The organism is Rhodobacter ferrooxidans (assembly GCF_000176015.1).
In the GTDB taxonomy this organism is placed as follows: domain Bacteria; phylum Pseudomonadota; class Alphaproteobacteria; order Rhodobacterales; family Rhodobacteraceae; genus Pseudorhodobacter_B; species Pseudorhodobacter_B ferrooxidans.
Genome location: NZ_ACYY01000023.1, coordinates 1 through 17,848, shown reverse-complemented (window position 1 = coordinate 17,848; position 17,848 = coordinate 1). Strand labels below are relative to the sequence as shown.

Below are 17,848 nucleotides of genomic sequence, written 5' to 3'. Positions count from 1 at the left end.
TTCTCACACCTTCCAGCGCGCGACGCCGACGCCGATCACCGCGACCACCGCCAGACCGAAGGCCAACCAGAAGCCGAAGATCGCCATCGACGGCGCACCGCCGGCCAGCACCCGGTAGGGCAGAACAACGCCTACAACTATAAGCAGAGCAACTGTCGCCAGCCAGATCGAAAACCCGCGCCGCCCCGGTCGTTCCTGCATGTTCATCCCCCCTCGGTTGCAATTCCACCGCAGCTACCTTGCACAACCGGCCTTCGCAACTGCGGCGAGACGCCGCGTTACCGCTAACAACACGCCCCGAAGCAGGCTTTGCACCCGCCCCGGTTTCCGGCTATCACCGCGCCACAGCACGAGATCCGGGAAGCCCAAGATGATCCTCTACCCCGCCATCGACCTGAAAGACGGCCAATGCGTGCGCCTGTTGCGCGGCGAGATGGCGGCGGCCACAGTGTTCGGTGACGACCCGGCGGCGCAGGCGCTGAAGTTCCAGCAGGCCGGTTGCGCATGGCTGCATCTGGTCGATCTGAACGGCGCTTTCGCCGGTGCCCCAGTCAACGCCGCCGCGGTCGAGGCGATCCTGAAAGCAATCAAAGTCCCCGCCCAGCTTGGCGGCGGCATCCGCGACATGGCCACCATCGAGATGTGGCTGTCCAAGGGCCTGGCCCGTGTCATCCTCGGCACCGTGGCGGTGGAGAACCCCGATCTGGTCCGCCAGGCCGCCCGCGCCTTCCCCGGTCAGGTCGCCGTCGGCATCGACGCCCGCAAGGGCCTTGTCGCCACCAAAGGCTGGGCCACCGAAACCACCGTGCAGGCCACCGACCTCGCCCGCAGCTTCGAGGATGCCGGTGTCGCCGCCCTGATCTATACCGACATCGACCGCGACGGCGCGATGGGCGGCCCCAACATCGCCGCCACCGAAGCCTTGGCCCGCGCCGTCAGCATCCCGGTCATCGCCTCGGGCGGCGTCTCCTCTATGGCCGACCTGATCGCCCTGCGCGACACCGGCATCATCGCCGGTGCCATCTCGGGCCGCGCGCTTTACGACGGCACCATCGACCTCGCCACCGCGCTGAAAACCCTCAACCCCTGACATTCACCTCTGCACAAATATCCTGGGGGTGAGCGCCCCCGGCGCGAGGGGGCAAAGCCCCCTTACCGCCGCCGCAGCGCGCCAATCACCAGCCGCAACCACAGCACCAGCGCCGCACCGCCCGCCCCCACCGCCACCAGAATGTTCGACGGCACCGGCCCGAACATCCCCCAGCCCGGCACCACCAGCAGCGCCGTCACCAAAGGCGCCAGCAAAAACAACCCGTGCCGCCACACCGGCACCGCCGGGCCAAGTTCGAGCCCCACCGGCCCCGGCCCCAACCGCCGCGCCGCCCAGACCGTGACGCCGATCAGCGCCGGGCAAGCCAGCAGCAGCGGCGATGGCATCGCGGCCAACCGCCCCAGCCAAAGCGCCGCCAACACCCCCGGTGCCAGCAGCAAGACCCAAGGCCGGGGCACCTCCAGCCGCCCCAGCCGGTCCAGCCCTAGCTGCGCCAGCACCACGCTGACCGCCATCCCCGGCAGATAGACCAGCGGCAGGCCAAAGCCCGGCAGATCACTGCGTTCGGTCGGCCAGAACCACCCCCAGACCGCCCCGAACAGCCCCAGCCCCAACAGCCCCACCACCTGCCGCCAAACCCCGCCCCGCGCCAGCCGCCGCGGCAGCGCCAGCACCATCAGCCCGGTGACCAGCGCGTGCCAGGCCAGCGGCGTCCACACCAGTTGGAACGGAAAGGCGTCATACATCGTGGTGGCCACCACCCCCTCAAGCCCGAAGCCCAGCACCGCCCCGCCCAGAAACGCCGCCCGCCAGCCGCTCAGGCCCGACCACAGCACCGCCGACAGCGCCACCGCCGCGACCAGCGAATAAGCGCCCCAGGTCAGCAGCCAGTCCAGCGGCGCAATGCCATCCAGCGGCACCGTCCAGAACAGGTTTTCCGACCCCCAAAGCGCAATCAGCCCCAACGCCAGCGCCGCCCCAAGATACCGCAAACCTGCCCGCCGCTGCGCCATCGCCGCCCTCCTGCTGCTGACCTTCAGCCTGCCACGACGCAGCAGATGCACCAAATCCCCAACCCGGCCCTCGGCGGCAAAAAGCCGACTGGCCAGCACCGCGCCCTGCCACTATGAAGGCTGCACTGCCCGCAAGGATCGCCCATGCTGAAAACCCGCATCATCCCCTGCCTCGACGTCGCCGATGGCCGCGTGGTCAAGGGTGTCAACTTCATCGACCTGCGCGATGCCGGCGACCCGGTCGAGGCCGCCCGCGCCTATGACGCCGCCGGGGCCGACGAACTCACCTTCCTCGACATCCACGCCACCCACGAAAACCGCGGCACCATGTATGATCTGGTCACCCGCACCGCCGAGCAATGCTTCATGCCGCTGACTGTCGGCGGCGGCGTCCGCACGCCCGAGGATGTGCGCGCCCTGCTGCTGGCCGGGGCCGACAAGGTCAGCTTCAATTCCGCCGCCGTCGCCAACCCCGATGTGGTTCGCGAAGCCGCCGACCGTTTCGGCAGCCAGTGCATCGTCGTTGCCATTGACGCAAAGACCGTCAGCCCCGGCAAATGGGAGATTTTCACCCACGGCGGCCGCAAATCCACCGGCATCGACGCGGTGGAGTTTGCCCGCACCGTCGCGGCCAAGGGCGCCGGAGAGATTCTGCTGACCTCGATGGACCGCGACGGCACCAAGCAGGGCTTCAACATCCCCCTCACCCGCGCCATCGCCGATGCGGTGAACATCCCGGTGATCGCCTCGGGTGGCGTCGGCACCCTTGATCATCTGGTCGAAGGCGTCACCCAGGGCCACGCCAGCGCCGTGCTGGCCGCCAGCATCTTCCATTTCGGCACCTTCACCATCCGCGAGGCCAAGGCCCACATGGCCGCCGCCGGCATCCCGGTGCGTCTGACATGAGCGCGCTGGACCGGCTTGCCGCCACCATCGCCGCCCGCAAGGGCGCCGACCCCGAATCTTCCTGGACCGCGAAACTGCTGGCCAAGGGCCCCGAGAAATGCGCCGAGAAATTCGGCGAGGAGGCGGTGGAGGCGATCATCGAAGCGGTGAAGGGCGACCGCGAGCGGCTGACATCGGAGGCCGCCGACGTGCTGTATCACCTGCTGGTGATGCTGGCGTCGCGCGATGTCGCGCTGGCGGAGGTGCTGGCCGAACTCGAACGCCGCGAGGGCACCTCTGGCATCGCCGAGAAAGCCGCCCGAAGTTGAGAAACAGCAAAACTTTTCGAAAAGTTTTGCAAAAATCTTCGAAGATTTTTGGCTTACAATCCCAGCCGTGGAATCTCGATCGCCGGGCAGCGGTTCTGCACCACCTGCACCCCCCGCGCCTCGGCCAAGGCCGCCGCCTCGGCGTTCTGCACCCCAAGCTGCATCCAGATGGTCCGCAACCCCGGCAACTGCGCCAAAGCCTTCTGCACCACCGGCAGCACCGCCTCGGAGCGGCGAAAGATTTCCACCATGTCCACCGGCTCGGCAATATCCGCTAGCGATGCCCGCACCACCTCGCCCAGCGCCACTTGCCCGGCCTGCCCCGGATTGACCGGGATCACCCGATAGCCCCTGGCCTTCAGGAACAGCGCCACATGATTGCTGGCCCGGTCCGGGTTCGGCGACCAGCCGACCAGAGCGATCACCTTGGTATTGTTCAAGATTTCCGTCAGAACCGCATCGGTTTCGCGCATGTTCACACCCCGGAATAAAAAGGCGCCCGAGCCGCAGGGGCCGGGCGCCAGTCGCGGAACGAGGGACAGTGAAGGAAGGCAGGGGCGTTCCGGCCCGGTGCCTGTGCCGTTAACATATGACGCCCGCGCAGGATTTGTAGGGCCGGTCGCGGTTTTGTGATCACGAAACTGCGCGGCCGGCCACCGCATACAGCGCCACCGCCGCGGCGTTCGACACGTTCAGCGAGCCAAAGCCGCCCTGCGCCGGGATGCGCACCAGCCGGTCGCAGGTCTCGCGGGTGCGGTCCCGCAACCCCGGCCCCTCGGCGCCCAGCACCAGACCAATGGGCCGGGTGCCCGCCTCGGCCACGGCTTGCGCCAGCGTCACCTCGGCCTCGCCGTCCAGCCCCAGCAGCACATAGCCCATCGCCTGCAATTCCTGCATCGCATCGGCCAGATTGACCACCCGCAGATAGGGCTGCCGCTCCAGCGCGCCAGAGGCGGTCTTGGCCAGCGCCCCGGTTTCCGGTGCCGAATGGCGTGCCGGCGCGATCACCGCCCGCGCCCCGAACACCTCGGCCGAGCGCAGCACCGCCCCCACATTGTGCGGGTCTGTCACCCGGTCCAGCAACACCACCAAGGGCGCGCCGGTGCCGGAAATGCAGACATCCGCCAGCTTGCCCCAGTTCAAGGGGCGCACCTGCAACGCCGCGCCCTGATGCACCGAGCCTTCGTCGATCGGCACGTCAAACTGCCGCGGCTCAACCACCTCGGGCGCCATGCCACAGGCGGCCACCGCGTCCTCCAGCTTGTCGAGCGCGTTCTTGGTCAGCACCAGCCGCAGCTTTTCCCGCGCTGGATTGAGCAACGCATCGCGCACCGCATGCAGCCCGAACAGCCAGACGGTTTCGCTGGCCGCCGCCCGCTTGGCGCGCTCCTTGTCGATCACCCAGCTCGGTTTCGTTGATCCCGTCGTCATGCCATCCTCGCGCCTGCCCGCGCCCGACAATGCGCCACGGGTCCGCCCGGCTGCAAGGCCAAAACACCCGCACTTTCCGCCTTGACGCCCCAAGGCCGCTGCCGTATTCCCCCGGCCCAGTGGGCGACGAGCTGCAAGGTGCGGCAGCGGACTGTAACTCCGCCGAGGAGACTCGTGCCTGGTTCGATTCCAGGGTCGCCCACCATGTTGCCTTCCGGCTCGCAAGGCGGCCTCTGGCGATGACGCGCATCTGTCAGGAGACCGCGATGACCCAGCGTGCCACCCGTTTCAGCCATGCCATAACCCGCCGCCCCGCCGCCTCGATCACCCATGGCCTGCGCGCGGTCGATACCGGCACGCCGGACCTGGCGCTGATGCGGACGCACCACGCCGACTATGTGGCAGCCCTGCGGGAAACCGGGGCCACGGTGATCGAACTGGAGCCGCTGGAGGCCTATCCCGACAGCGTTTTTGTCGAAGACACCGCCCTGTGCCTGCCCGAAGGGGCGGTGATCATGCGCCCCGGCGCGCCATCGCGGCTGGGCGAGGCCGCCGAAATGGCGCCGCACCTGGCGCAGCTTTACGGCGAAGTGCTGCGCATCGACGGCCCCGGCCATATCGAAGGCGGCGACATATTGGTGACGGAAACCGAGATTCTGGTCGGCCGTTCTGCCCGCACCGATGCCGCAGGCGTGGCCGAACTGGCGCGGCTGGTCGCCCGCTGGGGCCACAAGCTGCGCGAGGTGTTCACGCCGCCCGGCGTTCTGCACTTCAAGACCGACTGCTCGCTGCTGGACGGCGATACCGTGCTGGCCACAAGGCGGCTGGACGCCTCGGGCTGCTTTGCCGGCTACAAGGTGATCCATGTGGCCGAAGGCGAGGAGGCCTGCGCCAATGCTATCCGCTTCAACGATCCTGTGATCCTGCCCGCAGGCTTTCCCCGCACCGCCGAAATCCTTGACAAGGCCGGGTTTTCGCTGCGCCAGATCGGCAACAGCGAATGTGCGAAACTGGATGGCGGCATGTCCTGCCTCAGCCTGCGCTTCACTCCGCGCGCCTGATCGGCTTTTCGGCCGTCACCGGCCTCAGCGCCCCCCCTCAGCGCGCCCCCCCTCAGCACGGACGCCGGGAACGGCGGACAAGCGGCTCAGGGCATCAGCACCTGCGGCCGGGTCACGTCGATGCGGTCCTCGCTGCCATCGTCGTAAACCACCACCACCGCCAGCGTCTGCACCATTCCCAGCGGCAGGGTGATATAGGGCAGATGCCCCTCCAGCTTCATCGCGTTGGGCTGGGCGGTGCCTTCATAGCACGGCTCGACCTCCCAGACCTTGGCCGCCGCCGCCGAATTCACCGAAAACCGGATCTGCGACAGCCCGCAGCGCCAGCTTTCCAGATGGGTGAAATACACCAGATCGTTGCCGTCATATTCGCGCACCGCCACCCAGTTGGCCTTGGTGGCCTGCAGGATCGGCTTCACCTCTGCCGCCGTGGTGAAATCCTGCGCCTGCGCGCCGGTGGCACCCAGCAGCGCCAGCAGCGCGATCCCCTTCAAATCCATGCTGAAAATCCTTTGCAAGTGGTGCTGTTGCCCGCCAATCTTCCGCCCTATAGTTGCCAAAACGGAAACGAGCAGGTGCAGTATGGCAAACCCCCCCGCCGCGCGGCAAGTCTTCAATATCGTCGCCGTGGCACAGGCCGGGCGGCTGCAATACGAAGCCGTGCTGCTGGCCGCCAGCCTGCGCGCCGCCGACCCGGATTTTCCGGGCAAGCTTTTTCTGGCCGAGCCGCAGCCCGGAAAGCTGTGGCCGCAAGACCCGCGGGTGACAGGCCCGGCGCGGGAGTTGCTGGAAAGCCTGGGCGCGGTATTCCTGCCGTTTGACTCGCGGGCGTTTGGCCAAAACTACCCCTACGGCAACAAGATCGAATGTCTGTCAGCGCTGCCCGACGCGCCGTTCCTGTTTCTGGATACCGACACCCTGATCACCGGGTCTTTCGCGGACATCCGGTTCGATTTCGCCCGCCCCTCCGCCTCGATGCGGCGCGAGGGCACCTGGCCCACCATCGAGCTTTACGGCCCCGGCTACGACCGGATCTGGGGCGCGCTTTACGCGCGTTTCGGGCTGGATTTCGCTTCCAGTCTGGATGAAGGCCAGCCCGCAGAGTATTGGCAACGCTACCTTTATTTCAACGCCGGCTGGTTCTTCCACCAAAGCCCGCAGGCTTTCGGCGCGCGGTTTCTGGACTATGCCACCCAGATCAAATCCAACCCGCCGCCGGAACTGGTGTGTCAGCCGCTCGACCCCTGGCTGGATCAGGTGGCGCTGCCGCTGGTGATCCATTCGCTTGGCGGTGGTCGGCCGGGGCCGGACCTCGCGGGGCTGGATGGCGACATCACCTGCCACTGGCGCACCCTGCCGCTGCTTTACGCCCGCGAAAGCGATGCGGTGGTGGCGGCGCTGGAAGCCGTCGCCGCCCCCAACCCGGTGAAGCGGGTGCTGAAGGATTATGATCCGTTCAAGAAGCTGATCTATCAGGGCAAGGGCACCACCGCGCGGGCGCTGTTTGATCGCGAAAACCTGCCCCGACGCGAGCAGTTCATCCGCAACACCCTGAAACGCGAAGGCCTGTGGTTCCGCTAGGGCTTATGGCGCTGCGAAGCTGATCTGCGGCAGCATCATCTGCCAGGTCTCGTCCATCGGATAGGCCTCCGACAGCTTCGGCACCGAGAAATGGCCGTAGCGGATAGAGATCTGCCCTGCGGCCTCGTCCTCGCTGCGCCCGGCGATGCTGGCCAGATACAGCGCCGAGGCCAGCCCTGTGCGATCGGCCCCTTGCAGGCAATGGATCAGGATCGGTTTCGGCATGTCCCGCATCAGCGCGATCAGCGCCTTGGCCTGATCGGCGGTCAGCGCCTTGCGGGCCGACATGCGGAAATCGACATGGGTGATGCCCAGCTTTTCCGAAGCCGCCATCTCGGCGTCATACCAGGGCTTGCCGGGGGCGGCACCGCGCAGGTTCAGGATGCTGGCAATGCCGTGATCGGCCTGATACTGCGCGATCTGCTCGGGCGTCACCTGGGCCGAGCGGTAAAGCTCGCCCTCGATCACCGTGTGGAAGTTGTTGTAGGAATACAGCACCAGCAGATAGGCGATCAGCGCCAGTACCCCCAGCATCAGCAGCCCGAACAGCCGCAGACCGAACCGCACCACCTGTTTCATTCATCGCTCCGCTTGCCTGCCTTGCAGGTTAGATGCACGCCAAACCCCGGCAAGACAAGCCCCGGGCCGCCCGCAACGGCTGCTGCGGGCGGCCCGGCCCGGTTATTGCGCGATTTCCCACGCAATCGTGACCGAGATCGAGGTGGTCACCTCGCCTTCGGCCACCGGCACCGCGGCGGCCATGGCGCTGTCGGCCTTGAACATCGGCGCCGGGGCATAATAGCCGCCGCCTTCGGTGATCGAGATCACCCGGCCCAGCTTTGTCCCCGCCGCCTCGGTCAGCAGCGTGGCGCGGTGCAAGGCATCGGCCACCGCCAGCTTGCGCGCCTCGTCCAGCGCCGGCTCGGGTTTCGACAGGCCGAAGCTGACACCGTTCAGAGTGTTGGCCCCGTCCTGCACCGCGACATCCAGCACCTGCCCCAGCCCGTCCAGCGCCCGCACCCGCACGTTCAGCATGTTCGAGGCGATATAGCCGACGATGCGGGAATTGTTGCCGCTGGAATCGCTTTGCCAGTTCGGGTTCAGCGACAGCCCGGTGGTCTGCAGGTCGCGGTCGGCAATCCCTGCCGCGCGCAGGTTGTCCAGCACCTTGGCCAGTTGCGCCGAATTGGCAGTCATTGCCTCGGCGGCGGTCATGCCTTGCGTGGTGACGCCAAGGCTGATGCTGGCCATGTCGGGGCGGCTGTCCACCCGGCCCTCGCCCGACACCGTGATGGTGGCCGTGTCGGCGGCCTGGACGATTCCCGAAAGCGGCAGGGTCAGGGCGGTGGCAAGGCACAGGGCGGTCAGAATACGCATGATTATCTCCTTCATTGCGGCAAAGTCTCAACCTGTCAGACGTGGCTCGCAAGCATATCCTTGGGGCTTTTCCTTCCCTTCGGCAAAAAGCTGCTGTAAAAAGACGCGGGGCGCGGCAGCAGACTCCCCCCGTCAACGGAACCTGTGCTAGACCCGTGCCATGAAACCAAATTTCGCCCTCAATCTGACAGATGACAGCATCAGCCTGCTGACGCGCACCCCGCGCGGCTGGCTGGAGGTTGGCTCGACCACCTTCGACGCCCCCGATCTGGGGGACGCGCTGTCCTACCTGCGCCGCTCGGCGCTTGGCCTTGCGCCTCATGGGATTTCCACCAAGCTGGTGATCCCGAATTCGCAGATCCTTTACACCGAGGTGGTGGCCCCCGGGCCCGAGGATTCGCAGCGCCGCGGCCAGATCCGGCGGGCGCTGGAGGGGCTGACGCCCTATGCGGTCGATGATCTTGTGTTCGACTGGCGCGGCAACGGCCCCACGGTGCAAGTGGCTGTTGTAGCGAAGGAAACCCTGACCGAGGCCGAGGCGTTTGCCACCGAGCACCGCTTCAACCCGATCTCTTTCGTGGCCAAGCCCGATCCGGCGAAGTTCAGCGGCGAGCCGTGGTTCGGCGTCAGCGGGATGGCCGCCGAACTGGTGCCGGCGGGCGAAAAAGTCGATCGCGATCAGGATGCGATCACCATCGTGTCGCGCGACGGCAAAAGTCACGAATCGGCGCAGGGTGCGGCGGGCAAACCGGGGGCGGGCAAACCGGGGGCGGGCAAGGCCGAAAGCCCGGTTGCGCCTTCGGTCAAGGCCGATGACCTGCCGCCGCCCGAACCCTATCGCCGCCCGGCCGCGCCGGAACCGGTGGTGACGGCGGCGAAAGTCACCGGCGACCCGGCACCCGAGACGCCGCCGCCGACCGGTAGCAAGTCCGCCCGGCAAAAAGCCCGGCGGCAAGCCGGTGCCGCGTCCGCAAGCTCCGCCGAGCCGGTGGCAGCGCCGGTGCCGACGATGGCCACGGACCCGGAGCCGCGTTCCGAAGCCGCGCTCAAAGCCGAAACCGTCGCGCCGCAGCCCCCCGTGGTCGCAGACCCCGACTCTGCGAAAGAGCCTGTTGCGACACCCGATGTCGCCGCCGATACAGGCCAGATCGCGGTGCCGTCAGACGCGGGCGAAAGCAAGACACTGACGGCGCGCGCGGATCTGGCGCCCCGCGCGGATCTGGCGCCGCCGCCTGGCGTGCCATCTGAACCCGCCGCCGCATCGCCGTCCAGTTTTGCCACCCGGCGTGGCAGCGATGGCCCCGCCACTGGCTGGACCGCCGCGCCGCCGCCATCGCAACGCCCCGAGCCGTTGCGGACCTCTGGCATGGAACGGGGTCCGGCACCGTCGATTTCCCCGGCATCCACGCCGGAAAAACGCCCGATGCCCGAGCCGCTTTCTGGCGGTCTTTCGGCCGCCCCGCCGCTGCGCCCGCGCGTCGAGCCGCTGGCCGCGGCCGAAGAACTGGTGCCGCCGCCGCTGAAACCGGCGCGCGACCCGTCGCTGCCGAACGCCTTTGCCGCGGAAAAGGAAGGCCAGGACGATTGGGTCATTCCGCCGTCGCTGCCGCCCGCCGTGGCCGCCCTGGTGGCGCAGAAGAAGGCCCGCGGGCTGTCGGCGCCGGTCACGGCTCCGGGTATTTCGGGGCTGGATCCGCGGCGGCCGAAACCGGCGACCGCCAAGCCGTTGCCGATGGACGACAGCGCCACCGCCAAGCCGCCCTTCGCCCGGCGCGGCGTGCCGCAGCGGGGCAAGCCGCGCTTCCTCGGGCTGGTGCTGACGGTGCTGCTGCTGGTGTTCCTGGCAATTGCCGCGGCCTGGTCGTCATTCTATCTGGCCTCGTCTGACGAGCCGGCCACCGAACCGGCGCTGGCCACCGCCACGCCGGATGTGCCCGCAGCAGAAGGCGGGGCACCAGAAGGCGGGGCAACCAACGACGTGGCGGCAGCGGACGCCCCCGACCCGGCGCTGCCGACGCCCGGCCCGGATGATCCGGTGGTTGCCGATGTGCCCGCCGCCGCTGACCCGGCCGCCACTGACCCGGCAGCCGATCTGGCCACCGCCGAGCCGCTGCCGGAAGCAACCCAGCCGGAAGCGGCGGCACCGGCCACCGCCGACAGTGCGGCGGCCGCGCTGTCGGGTGCGGGCTCCAGTCAGGACGAGATTTTCCTGGCCACCATGGATGCAGCGCCGCCAGATGTCGATGCCATCGCCCTGCCGCAGCCCGACCAGACCGCCGATGTGCTGCCCGCGCCGCAAATGCCGCCGCCGCCGTTCGGCGCCACCTATGCCTTTGACGCCGATGGCCTGGTTCAGCCGACGGCTGAAGGCGTGATGACCCCCGAAGGCGTGCATGTCGTGCTGGGCAAACCTTCGCGCGTGCCTCCGCCGCGCCCGGCTGCCCTTGCCGCAGCCGAAGCTGCTGCTGCTGCGACAGCGCCGGTGGCGCCCGCAGCACCGAAACCCCGGCGCTGCCCGGTGCCGCCGCCGCCATCACGGCCCCCCGATGCGGCAGCACCGCTGCCCGATGCGACAGCGCCCTTGGTTGAGCCGGCAGCCGCCCCCGCCGACCCGGCGCTTGCCGAAGCACGGCCCCGCACCCGCCCCGCCGATCTGGCGCCCCCCCCGTGGTCAGCCCGCCCGATGATGGCGCCTCGCTGGCCATTCCGCCCGGCAGTCGCCTGACCAGCCTGCGCCCCCGCGCCCGACCGGCCACGGTGCTGGCTGCGGGCGAAGCCGCCCGCCTTGCCACCCAGGCCGCCTCTCTTTCCGCCTCTGCCGCCACCGCGACAGAGCCGCAAGCAGAGCCCGCCGGAACCCGGATCGCCCTGAACGGTGTCGGCGTTTCGCGCCGCCCCGCCGCCCGCCCCGGCGATTTCTCCAAGGCGGTCGAGGCCGCCGTGGCCGCCGCCGTGCGCGCACCCGAGCGTCAGGCCGCCGCCGCCGCGCCGTCAGAGCCCGAGGCCCAGGATGAACCCGAACCGACCGCCGCGCCGCAAATTCCCACCCGCGCCTCGGTGGCCAAGCAGGCAACTTTCGTCAATGCCATCAGCCTGTCGGACACCAACCTGATCGGCATCTATGGCCCGGCCAACAACCGCCACGCCCTGGTCCGCCAAAGCAATGGCCGCTTCAAGAAGATCAAGGTCGGTGACCGGGTCGATGGTGGCACCGTGGCCGCAATAACCGCCACCGAAGTGCGCTATCAGAAGGGCGGTCGCATGCTGGCCCTGGCCCTGCCGCGCGGCTAGGCCGCCACTTTCCAAAACGCGACATTGTGACCGGATTCCATGCGTTTGCCGCATGGACATTTCCGACCCGCGCCGCCTATCCTTGGCCCGATCCTTACGCGCCAAACGGTCGCCGCAAGGATCGCCCCCACCACCGCCAGCCCGGAAAGGACGCCGATGGAAGGATTCCTGCTGCAAGCCAGCCTCTACCTTGGTGCCGCCGTCCTGATCGTGCCGATCTCGGTCCGGCTGGGGCTTGGCTCGGTGCTGGGCTATCTGGCGGCGGGCATCCTGCTGGGGCCGGTGCTGGGGCTGGCCGGGTCGGAAACCCAGGACCTGCAACACTTTGCCGAGTTTGGCGTGGTGATGATGCTGTTCCTGATCGGGCTGGAACTGGAACCCCGCACCCTGTGGGAGATGCGGCACCGGCTGCTGGGCCTTGGTGGCCTGCAGGTCGTGCTGACCACGGCGCTGATTGCCGGGGTGATGCTGGCGCTGGGGCAGGCCTGGCAGGTGGCGCTGACGCTGGGGTTGCTGATGTCGCTGTCCTCGACCGCCATCGTGCTGCAAACGCTGACCGAAAAGAACCTGCTGCGCAGCGCCGGTGGGCGGTCGATCTTCTCGGTGCTGCTGACACAGGATATCGCGGTGGTGCCGATGCTGGCGCTGATCCCGCTGCTGGCCAGCCGCCCCGCCACCACCGCCGCCACCCATGGCGTCAGCAACAGCACCGACGCCACGCCGCAAAACGCCGCCGAGCCGCTGCTCAGCTTCGTGCAGTCGCAGCCGGGCTGGGTGGTGACGCTGCTGACGCTGGCCGCGGTGGCGGGCATCGTGCTGGGCGGGCATTTCCTGACCCGCCCGGTGTTTCGGTTCGTGCACGCCTCGCGCCTGCCCGAGATGTCCACCTTCATCTCGCTGTTGATGGTGCTGGGCATTGCCTTCCTGATGATGCTGGTCGGGCTGTCACCGGCCTTGGGCACGTTTCTGGCCGGGGTGGTGCTGGCCAACTCGGAATTCCGCCATCAGCTCGAGGCCGATATCCGCCCGTTCAAGGGCATCCTGATGGGCCTGTTCTTCATGACCGTCGGGGTCAGCATCAACGTCGCCGTGCTGGCCGAACAGCCGGGCACTATTCTGGGGCTGACGCTGGGGCTGATCGCGCTGAAGGCGGCGGTGCTGTATGCGCTGACGCATTTCTTCGCGGTAAAGGGGCGCGACCGCTGGCTGTTCAGCCTTGGCCTGGCGCAGGCCGGCGAATTCGGCTTCCTGATCGTCAGCTTTGCGGTGCAGCAGATGATCCTGCCCGACAGCGTGGCGCAACTGGCGCTGCTGGTGATCAGCCTGTCGATGCTGCTGACCCCGGCGCTGTTCATCGGCTATGACCGGCTGGCCCACCGCATCGCCGCCCGCACCCCCGACCATCACCCCGACGAGATCGACGAGAAGGCGCCGGTGATCATCGCAGGCATCGGCCGCTTCGGTCAGGTGGTCAACCGCATGGCAAGGATGAGCGGCCTCAGCACCGTGGTGCTGGACGCCGACATGGCGGCGATCGAGGTGCTGCGCCGCTTTGGCGTCAAGGGCTTCTTCGGTGACCCCGCCCGCCCCGAACTGCTGGAGGCGGCGGGCCTGGCGCAGGCCAGCGTGCTGGTGGTGGCAGTGGATGATTTTGCCAATACGGTGAAGATCGTCACCTATGCCCGCAAGATGCGCCCCGATCTGCACATCGTCGCCCGCGCCCGCGACCGGGTGAATGTCTATGAACTCTATCAGGCCGGTGCCGACGACATCGTGCGCGAAACCTTCGACTCGGCGGTGCGGGCCGGGCGCTATGTGCTGGAAAACATGGGGTTCACCGACTACGAGGCCGCCAAACTGTCGCAAACCTACTTCAAGGCCGACCGGGTGGCGCTGCGCGAACTGGCCGAGCTTTGGGTGCCGGGCCAGCCGGTGCACCTGAACGAAGCCTATATGGACCGCGCCCGCGAACTGGACCGCGACCTTGAAACCGCGCTCAGCGACGAGTTGGAACAGGCCCGCCCCGAAAGCCGCGCCGCCGAATAAACCCCTGCATTCTCCTTTGGAAAAATATCCTCGGGGGAGGGGTCCGGGGAGGGGGCCGACAGCCCCCTCCCCGGCTTCCTTTCAGCTTTCCGAAACCCCGGCCTCGCCAAAGGTCGCCATGCCGGAATGGCAGGCAATCGCCCCCTTCAGCACGCCAATCGCCAAAGCCGCCCCCGAGCCTTCGCCCAGCCGCAACCCCAGGTCCAGCAGCGGCGCCTTGCCCAGCTTTGCCAGCAGCGCCCGGTGCGCCCCCTCGGCACTGACATGCCCCGCCATCGCGTGATCCAGCGCCCCCGGCACCGCCATTTCCAGCGTCGCGGCGGCGGCACAGCAGATGAAACCGTCCAGCAGCACCGGTATCCGCAGATCATGCGCCCGGGCAATCGCCCCGGCCATCGCCGCAATCTCGCGCCCGCCCAGGCAGCGCAGCACCTGCAACGGGTCGCCCAAGCTGGCGGCATGCAAAGCCACACCTTCGGCCACCACCCGCGCCTTCAGCGACACCCCGGCATCGTCCAGCCCGGTGCCGCGCCCGGCCCAATCCGACGCCGCCCCGCCAAACAGCCCGCAGGCAATCGCCGCCGCCGAGGTGGTGTTGCCGATGCCCATCTCGCCCACCACCAGCAGATCGGCCGCCGGATCGACCGCCTCCCAGCCCGCCAGCAGCGCCGCCACCACCTCGGCCTCGGTCATCGCCGGGGCATGGGTGAAATCCTGCGTCGGGTGGTCAAGGTCCAGCGCCTGCACGGTCATCGTGGCGCCAAAAGCTTTGGAAAGCTGGTTGATCGCCGCGCCTCCGGCCTGAAAATTCGCCACCATCTGCACCGTCACTTCCACCGGAAACAGCGACACCCCACGCGCGGCGATGCCGTGATTGCCTGCAAAAACAATCACCTGCGGATGCTCCAGGCTGGGGCGACCAGTGCCGCGCCACCCGGCATACCAGATCGCCAGCGACTCCAGCCGCCCCAGCGCCCCCGGCGGCTTGGTCAACTGGCCATTGCGCTCGGTTGCCGCCAGAACTGCCGCCGCATCGGCAACGGGCAGCGCTTCCAGCCGTTTGCGGAAATCGGCCAAGGTGGAGAATGCTGCGGTCATCGTCTGTTCCTTCATTGAACCCATGGTCCGCCTTCGCTATCAACAAAGCGGCAGCACTGCCAGCACGGAAGGGGCGACAAAGTGACCACAAACGACAGGCCGGGGAATTTTCTGCGCGATCTGCGCGTGGGCTTCGGCCTGCTGACCCGGCTGCCGCTGGCCATGCCCGCCAACCCGCCGCAAGGTGCAGCCACGGCCTGGAGCTGGCCCTTGGTCGGTGCCAGCATCGGTGGCCTCGCCGCCTTGGTGGCCGCAGCCGGGCTGTCCATCGGCCTGACGCCGGGCGTGGTGGCGGCCCTGGTGCTGGGCACCACCGCCATGCTGACCGGGGCGATGCACGAGGACGGGCTGGCCGACAGCGCCGATGGCCTGTGGGGCGGCTGGGACAAGGCCCGGCGGCTGGAGATCATGAAAGACAGCCGGATCGGCAGCTATGGCGTGCTGGCGCTGCTGATCGTCACGCTGGGGCGATGGTCGGCGTTGAGTGCTGTGCTGGCGGCCGGGGCGCATTGGCCGGTGCTGATTGCGGTGGGGGCGCTGTCGCGGCTGCCGATGGTGCTGCTGATGGCGGCGCTGCCCAATGCCCGCGGCAGCGGGTTGTCGCAGGCGGTGGGCAAGCCGCAGGCAACGGTGGTGCTGGGGGCGCTGGCGCTGGGGCTGGGGCTGCCGCTGCTGCTGGTGGGCGGCATGATGCCGGGCATGGCGGTGCTGGCGGCGCTGGCCTGCCTGGGGCTGGCGGTGATAGCCCGCGCGCGGATCGGCGGCCAGACCGGCGACATTCTGGGGGCCTCGCAGCAACTGGCCGAACTGGCCGCTTTGGCCGTGGCCGCCGCAATGCTTTGACACATAAGAAAAAGCCGCCGCCCGAAGGCAGCGGCTTTTCCCTGAACTCCCGAAAGATCAGGCGGCGCGCGAAGTCAGCACGGTGCCGACGGTCTTCTGCGCCCCGGCCTCGTCCACGCCCGACACGGCGGCGACTTCGCGGGTCAGCCGTTCCAGCGCCGCCTCGTAAAGCTGCCGCTCGGAATAGCTTTGCTCGCGCTGGTCGTCGCTGCGGTGCAGGTCGCGCACCACTTCAGCGATCGACAGCAGGTCGCCCGAGTTGATCTTCTGTTCATATTCCTGCGCCCGGCGCGACCACATCGCCCGCTTCACCCGCGCCTTGCCCTTCAGCGTATCCAGCGCCTTGGTCACGATATCGGGCGAGGACAGCCCGCGCATGCCGATCTCGGTGGCCTTGTGGGTGGGAACGCGCAGCGTCATCTTGTCTTTTTCGAACGAAATCACGAACAGCTCCAGATGCAGCCCCGCGATTTCCTGTTCTTCGATCGAGATGATCTTGCCGACGCCATGGGCAGGGTAAACCACAAACTCGTTGGGACGAAACTCAGGCTTCTTCGATTTGGTCATTCAGTCGCTTCCTCGAAAGGTTCCCCATCATCCGACGAAAATCCACCGTCCGGGGAAAAACCCCGACGATGCAGATGAATTGTCGCTGGAGTATCCTTCGCAGGCAAGCGGCGCTGCCGAAGGGTCCGGTTCCCGTGCTTCTTTGTAACGACATCATAACACAAAATTCGCCTGATTCCAACGACGACAGCGCGATGTCGCAAACCGGCGATGCATTGAATTCAAACAGTTTTTTGCGTCAGGCAAAACACCCGTCGGCACCTGCCGCGGCGAAGCGATTCGCATGCATCCGGAATTACCCGGAAATCAGCCGCCCAGACCGGGCTTTTCCGAAAAATATGTAGCCAGTTTATTGGTTTCGCCGTCACGGGCCTCGGCGTCGGGCAGCATGTCTTTCTTGGTGACGATCACCGGCCACATCTCGGCGTATTTGCGGTTGAACTCCACCCAGGTGTCCATGTCCGGCTCGGTATCGGGGCGGATGGCGTCGGCCGGACATTCCGGTTCGCACACGCCGCAGTCGATACATTCATCCGGGTGGATGACCAGCATGTTTTCGCCTTCGTAGAAACAGTCCACCGGGCAAACCTCGACACAGTCGGTGTATTTGCAGGCGATACAGTTGTCGATCACCACATAGGTCATGGCAGGTGCGGTCTCCCTTGGCGTTTCGCGGTCTTGCTAGACCAACTGTCCCGATCATTCAAGCGGTGACGATGGCGCATCCAGATCGAGATAGAGCGTCTGCGCCTCGATGGAAGGGCCGCGGCGCTGTGCGAGGCCCAGAACCCGCACCAGCCGCAGCCGGTCGGCCTGCACGAAGCCCAGAACATCACCGGGGGTGACGCCATGGCCGGGCTTGCCAACCTTGGCACCGTTCAGCCGCAGGTGGCCGGAACTGACCACGGCCGCGGCAAGGGCGCGGGTCTTGAAGAACCGCGCCTGCCACAGCCAGAGGTCCAGCCGCTGCCTTGGCAATGCAGCGGGATTTCCCTGCCGCACCGCCAGGCCTCAGGTCCGGCCTTTCAGGGCCAGCAGCACGGCAAACGGGTTGTCGGGGTCGATCGGCTTTTCGGCGCGCGGCGGACGCGCCTCGTAGGTCTGCGGCGCGGACTTGCCGTGATCCTTGCCGCCGCGGTCGCCCCGGTCCGGGCGGTTGCCGCGGTCGCCGCGGTCACCACGCTCCGGCTTGCCTTCGGGCTTGCCACCCTTGGGCCGCGGCTTGCCCTTGAAGCCCTCGCCGCGGTCGGCGCGTGGCGGGCGGGCGTCGGCGGC

General features: G+C 67.8%; 20 protein-coding genes, 1 tRNA gene and 1 pseudogene. 10 read left to right on the top strand and 12 right to left on the bottom strand.

What is annotated here, in order from left to right; genetic code table 11:
- Positions 1 to 3 precede the first annotated feature (3 nt).
- On the bottom strand, positions 4 to 201 hold the full coding sequence (locus RSW2DRAFT_RS14145) for a hypothetical protein (protein ID WP_008032100.1): 198 nt from the start codon (positions 199 to 201) through the stop codon (positions 4 to 6).
- A 169-nt stretch (positions 202 to 370) separates the two neighbouring features.
- Here RSW2DRAFT_RS14145 and hisA point away from each other — a divergent pair, with 169 nt between their 5' ends.
- On the top strand, positions 371 to 1,090 hold the full coding sequence (gene hisA, locus RSW2DRAFT_RS14140; protein WP_008032098.1) for a 1-(5-phosphoribosyl)-5-[(5-phosphoribosylamino)methylideneamino]imidazole-4-carboxamide isomerase: 720 nt from the start codon (positions 371 to 373) through the stop codon (positions 1,088 to 1,090).
- Positions 1,091 to 1,152: 62 nt separating this feature from the next.
- Here the strand turns inward: hisA and RSW2DRAFT_RS14135 are convergent, their stop codons facing one another.
- Complete coding sequence (locus RSW2DRAFT_RS14135) at positions 1,153 to 2,064, bottom strand: hypothetical protein (protein ID WP_008032097.1); 912 nt, start codon at positions 2,062 to 2,064, stop codon at positions 1,153 to 1,155.
- Positions 2,065 to 2,208: 144 nt separating this feature from the next.
- On the opposite strand from RSW2DRAFT_RS14135, the gene hisF reads away from it, so the two are divergent.
- Together hisF and RSW2DRAFT_RS14125 are read left to right on the top strand one after the other, a co-directional pair.
- The gene (gene hisF, locus RSW2DRAFT_RS14130; protein ID WP_008032096.1) at positions 2,209 to 2,970 is read left to right on the top strand and encodes an imidazole glycerol phosphate synthase subunit HisF; all 762 of its coding nucleotides are present in this window, start codon (positions 2,209 to 2,211) and stop codon (positions 2,968 to 2,970) included.
- The gene (locus RSW2DRAFT_RS14125) at positions 2,967 to 3,278 is read left to right on the top strand and encodes a phosphoribosyl-ATP diphosphatase (protein WP_008032095.1); all 312 of its coding nucleotides are present in this window, start codon (positions 2,967 to 2,969) and stop codon (positions 3,276 to 3,278) included. The genes hisF and RSW2DRAFT_RS14125 overlap by 4 nt, the downstream gene beginning before the upstream one ends.
- 53 nt (positions 3,279 to 3,331) lie before the next feature.
- Here RSW2DRAFT_RS14125 and RSW2DRAFT_RS14120 read toward each other — a convergent pair whose 3' ends face one another.
- A complete protein-coding gene (locus RSW2DRAFT_RS14120; RefSeq protein WP_008032094.1) occupies positions 3,332 to 3,751 on the bottom strand; it encodes a CoA-binding protein in 420 nt (139 codons plus the stop codon).
- Between the two features lie 160 nt (positions 3,752 to 3,911).
- A complete protein-coding gene (gene rlmB, locus RSW2DRAFT_RS14115; protein ID WP_008032093.1) occupies positions 3,912 to 4,709 on the bottom strand; it encodes a 23S rRNA (guanosine(2251)-2'-O)-methyltransferase RlmB in 798 nt (265 codons plus the stop codon).
- A 121-nt stretch (positions 4,710 to 4,830) separates the two neighbouring features.
- On the opposite strand from rlmB, the gene RSW2DRAFT_RS18055 reads away from it, so the two are divergent.
- Positions 4,831 to 4,914: transfer RNA gene (locus RSW2DRAFT_RS18055), tRNA-Tyr, on the top strand.
- A 61-nt stretch (positions 4,915 to 4,975) separates the two neighbouring features.
- Positions 4,976 to 5,770: a dimethylarginine dimethylaminohydrolase family protein gene (locus RSW2DRAFT_RS14110; RefSeq protein WP_008032092.1), complete on the top strand. Its 795-nt coding sequence runs from the start codon at positions 4,976 to 4,978 to the stop codon at positions 5,768 to 5,770.
- An 86-nt stretch (positions 5,771 to 5,856) separates the two neighbouring features.
- Here the strand turns inward: RSW2DRAFT_RS14110 and RSW2DRAFT_RS14105 are convergent, their stop codons facing one another.
- A complete protein-coding gene (locus RSW2DRAFT_RS14105; protein ID WP_008032091.1) occupies positions 5,857 to 6,270 on the bottom strand; it encodes a hypothetical protein in 414 nt (137 codons plus the stop codon).
- A gap of 82 nt (positions 6,271 to 6,352) precedes the next feature.
- On the opposite strand from RSW2DRAFT_RS14105, the gene RSW2DRAFT_RS14100 reads away from it, so the two are divergent.
- Entirely contained in the window at positions 6,353 to 7,351 is a 999-nt protein-coding gene (locus RSW2DRAFT_RS14100; protein WP_008032090.1) for a hypothetical protein, read from the top strand.
- Between the two features lie 3 nt (positions 7,352 to 7,354).
- Here RSW2DRAFT_RS14100 and RSW2DRAFT_RS14095 read toward each other — a convergent pair whose 3' ends face one another.
- A complete protein-coding gene (locus RSW2DRAFT_RS14095; RefSeq protein WP_008032089.1) occupies positions 7,355 to 7,930 on the bottom strand; it encodes a dual specificity protein phosphatase family protein in 576 nt (191 codons plus the stop codon).
- Positions 7,931 to 8,032: 102 nt separating this feature from the next.
- Positions 8,033 to 8,728, bottom strand: coding sequence for an SIMPL domain-containing protein (locus tag RSW2DRAFT_RS14090; protein WP_008032088.1), 696 nt, complete (start codon positions 8,726 to 8,728; stop codon positions 8,033 to 8,035).
- A gap of 160 nt (positions 8,729 to 8,888) precedes the next feature.
- Between RSW2DRAFT_RS14090 and RSW2DRAFT_RS14085 the strand changes: the two genes are divergently transcribed.
- The 3 genes from RSW2DRAFT_RS14085 to RSW2DRAFT_RS14075 all read left to right on the top strand — a co-directional run bounded on the left by RSW2DRAFT_RS14085 (position 8,889) and on the right by RSW2DRAFT_RS14075 (position 14,065).
- Entirely contained in the window at positions 8,889 to 11,453 is a 2,565-nt protein-coding gene (locus RSW2DRAFT_RS14085) for a hypothetical protein (RefSeq protein ID WP_008032087.1), read from the top strand.
- Positions 11,396 to 12,019 carry a hypothetical protein gene (locus RSW2DRAFT_RS14080; RefSeq protein ID WP_008032086.1) on the top strand — a complete coding sequence of 208 codons (624 nt, stop codon included), beginning with the start codon at positions 11,396 to 11,398 and terminating at the stop codon, positions 12,017 to 12,019. Before RSW2DRAFT_RS14085 ends, RSW2DRAFT_RS14080 begins: the two co-directional genes overlap by 58 nt.
- 156 nt (positions 12,020 to 12,175) lie before the next feature.
- Positions 12,176 to 14,065, top strand: a complete 1,890-nt coding sequence (locus RSW2DRAFT_RS14075) for a monovalent cation:proton antiporter-2 (CPA2) family protein (protein WP_008032085.1) — start codon at positions 12,176 to 12,178, stop codon at positions 14,063 to 14,065.
- A gap of 81 nt (positions 14,066 to 14,146) precedes the next feature.
- On the opposite strand, the gene cobT is transcribed toward RSW2DRAFT_RS14075, so the two are convergent.
- Positions 14,147 to 15,163, bottom strand: coding sequence for a nicotinate-nucleotide--dimethylbenzimidazole phosphoribosyltransferase (cobT, locus tag RSW2DRAFT_RS14070; protein WP_008032082.1), 1,017 nt, complete (start codon positions 15,161 to 15,163; stop codon positions 14,147 to 14,149).
- Between the two features lie 81 nt (positions 15,164 to 15,244).
- On the opposite strand from cobT, the gene RSW2DRAFT_RS14065 reads away from it, so the two are divergent.
- Positions 15,245 to 16,006: an adenosylcobinamide-GDP ribazoletransferase gene (locus RSW2DRAFT_RS14065; protein WP_008032081.1), complete on the top strand. Its 762-nt coding sequence runs from the start codon at positions 15,245 to 15,247 to the stop codon at positions 16,004 to 16,006.
- A gap of 57 nt (positions 16,007 to 16,063) precedes the next feature.
- Here the strand turns inward: RSW2DRAFT_RS14065 and RSW2DRAFT_RS14060 are convergent, their stop codons facing one another.
- The 4 genes and pseudogenes from RSW2DRAFT_RS14060 to RSW2DRAFT_RS18385 all read right to left on the bottom strand — a co-directional run.
- Complete coding sequence (locus RSW2DRAFT_RS14060) at positions 16,064 to 16,573, bottom strand: CarD family transcriptional regulator (RefSeq protein ID WP_008032079.1); 510 nt, start codon at positions 16,571 to 16,573, stop codon at positions 16,064 to 16,066.
- Between the two features lie 306 nt (positions 16,574 to 16,879).
- Positions 16,880 to 17,218, bottom strand: coding sequence for a ferredoxin FdxA (gene fdxA, locus RSW2DRAFT_RS14055; protein ID WP_008032077.1), 339 nt, complete (start codon positions 17,216 to 17,218; stop codon positions 16,880 to 16,882).
- Positions 17,219 to 17,272: 54 nt separating this feature from the next.
- Positions 17,273 to 17,575: an RNA-binding S4 domain-containing protein gene (locus RSW2DRAFT_RS14050; RefSeq protein WP_008032073.1), complete on the bottom strand. Its 303-nt coding sequence runs from the start codon at positions 17,573 to 17,575 to the stop codon at positions 17,273 to 17,275.
- A gap of 9 nt (positions 17,576 to 17,584) precedes the next feature.
- Positions 17,585 to 17,848, bottom strand: a pseudogene (locus tag RSW2DRAFT_RS18385) (hypothetical protein); the annotation flags it as partial.

Bases quoted from the DNA above. Each gene is read 5' to 3' on its own strand.
- RSW2DRAFT_RS14145 (WP_008032100.1), bottom strand. From the start codon at position 201: ATGCAGGAACGACCGGGGCGGCGCGGGTTTTCGATCTGGCTGGCGACA.
- hisA (WP_008032098.1), top strand. From the start codon at position 371: ATGATCCTCTACCCCGCCATCGACCTGAAAGACGGCCAATGCGTGCGC.
- RSW2DRAFT_RS14135 (WP_008032097.1), bottom strand. From the start codon at position 2,064: ATGGCGCAGCGGCGGGCAGGTTTGCGGTATCTTGGGGCGGCGCTGGCG.
- hisF (WP_008032096.1), top strand. From the start codon at position 2,209: ATGCTGAAAACCCGCATCATCCCCTGCCTCGACGTCGCCGATGGCCGC.
- RSW2DRAFT_RS14125 (WP_008032095.1), top strand. From the start codon at position 2,967: ATGAGCGCGCTGGACCGGCTTGCCGCCACCATCGCCGCCCGCAAGGGC.
- RSW2DRAFT_RS14120 (WP_008032094.1), bottom strand. From the start codon at position 3,751: ATGCGCGAAACCGATGCGGTTCTGACGGAAATCTTGAACAATACCAAG.
- rlmB (WP_008032093.1), bottom strand. From the start codon at position 4,709: ATGACGACGGGATCAACGAAACCGAGCTGGGTGATCGACAAGGAGCGC.
- RSW2DRAFT_RS14110 (WP_008032092.1), top strand. From the start codon at position 4,976: ATGACCCAGCGTGCCACCCGTTTCAGCCATGCCATAACCCGCCGCCCC.
- RSW2DRAFT_RS14105 (WP_008032091.1), bottom strand. From the start codon at position 6,270: ATGGATTTGAAGGGGATCGCGCTGCTGGCGCTGCTGGGTGCCACCGGC.
- RSW2DRAFT_RS14100 (WP_008032090.1), top strand. From the start codon at position 6,353: ATGGCAAACCCCCCCGCCGCGCGGCAAGTCTTCAATATCGTCGCCGTG.
- RSW2DRAFT_RS14095 (WP_008032089.1), bottom strand. From the start codon at position 7,930: ATGAAACAGGTGGTGCGGTTCGGTCTGCGGCTGTTCGGGCTGCTGATG.
- RSW2DRAFT_RS14090 (WP_008032088.1), bottom strand. From the start codon at position 8,728: ATGCGTATTCTGACCGCCCTGTGCCTTGCCACCGCCCTGACCCTGCCG.
- RSW2DRAFT_RS14085 (WP_008032087.1), top strand. From the start codon at position 8,889: ATGAAACCAAATTTCGCCCTCAATCTGACAGATGACAGCATCAGCCTG.
- RSW2DRAFT_RS14075 (WP_008032085.1), top strand. From the start codon at position 12,176: ATGGAAGGATTCCTGCTGCAAGCCAGCCTCTACCTTGGTGCCGCCGTC.
- cobT (WP_008032082.1), bottom strand. From the start codon at position 15,163: ATGACCGCAGCATTCTCCACCTTGGCCGATTTCCGCAAACGGCTGGAA.
- RSW2DRAFT_RS14060 (WP_008032079.1), bottom strand. From the start codon at position 16,573: ATGACCAAATCGAAGAAGCCTGAGTTTCGTCCCAACGAGTTTGTGGTT.
- fdxA (WP_008032077.1), bottom strand. From the start codon at position 17,218: ATGACCTATGTGGTGATCGACAACTGTATCGCCTGCAAATACACCGAC.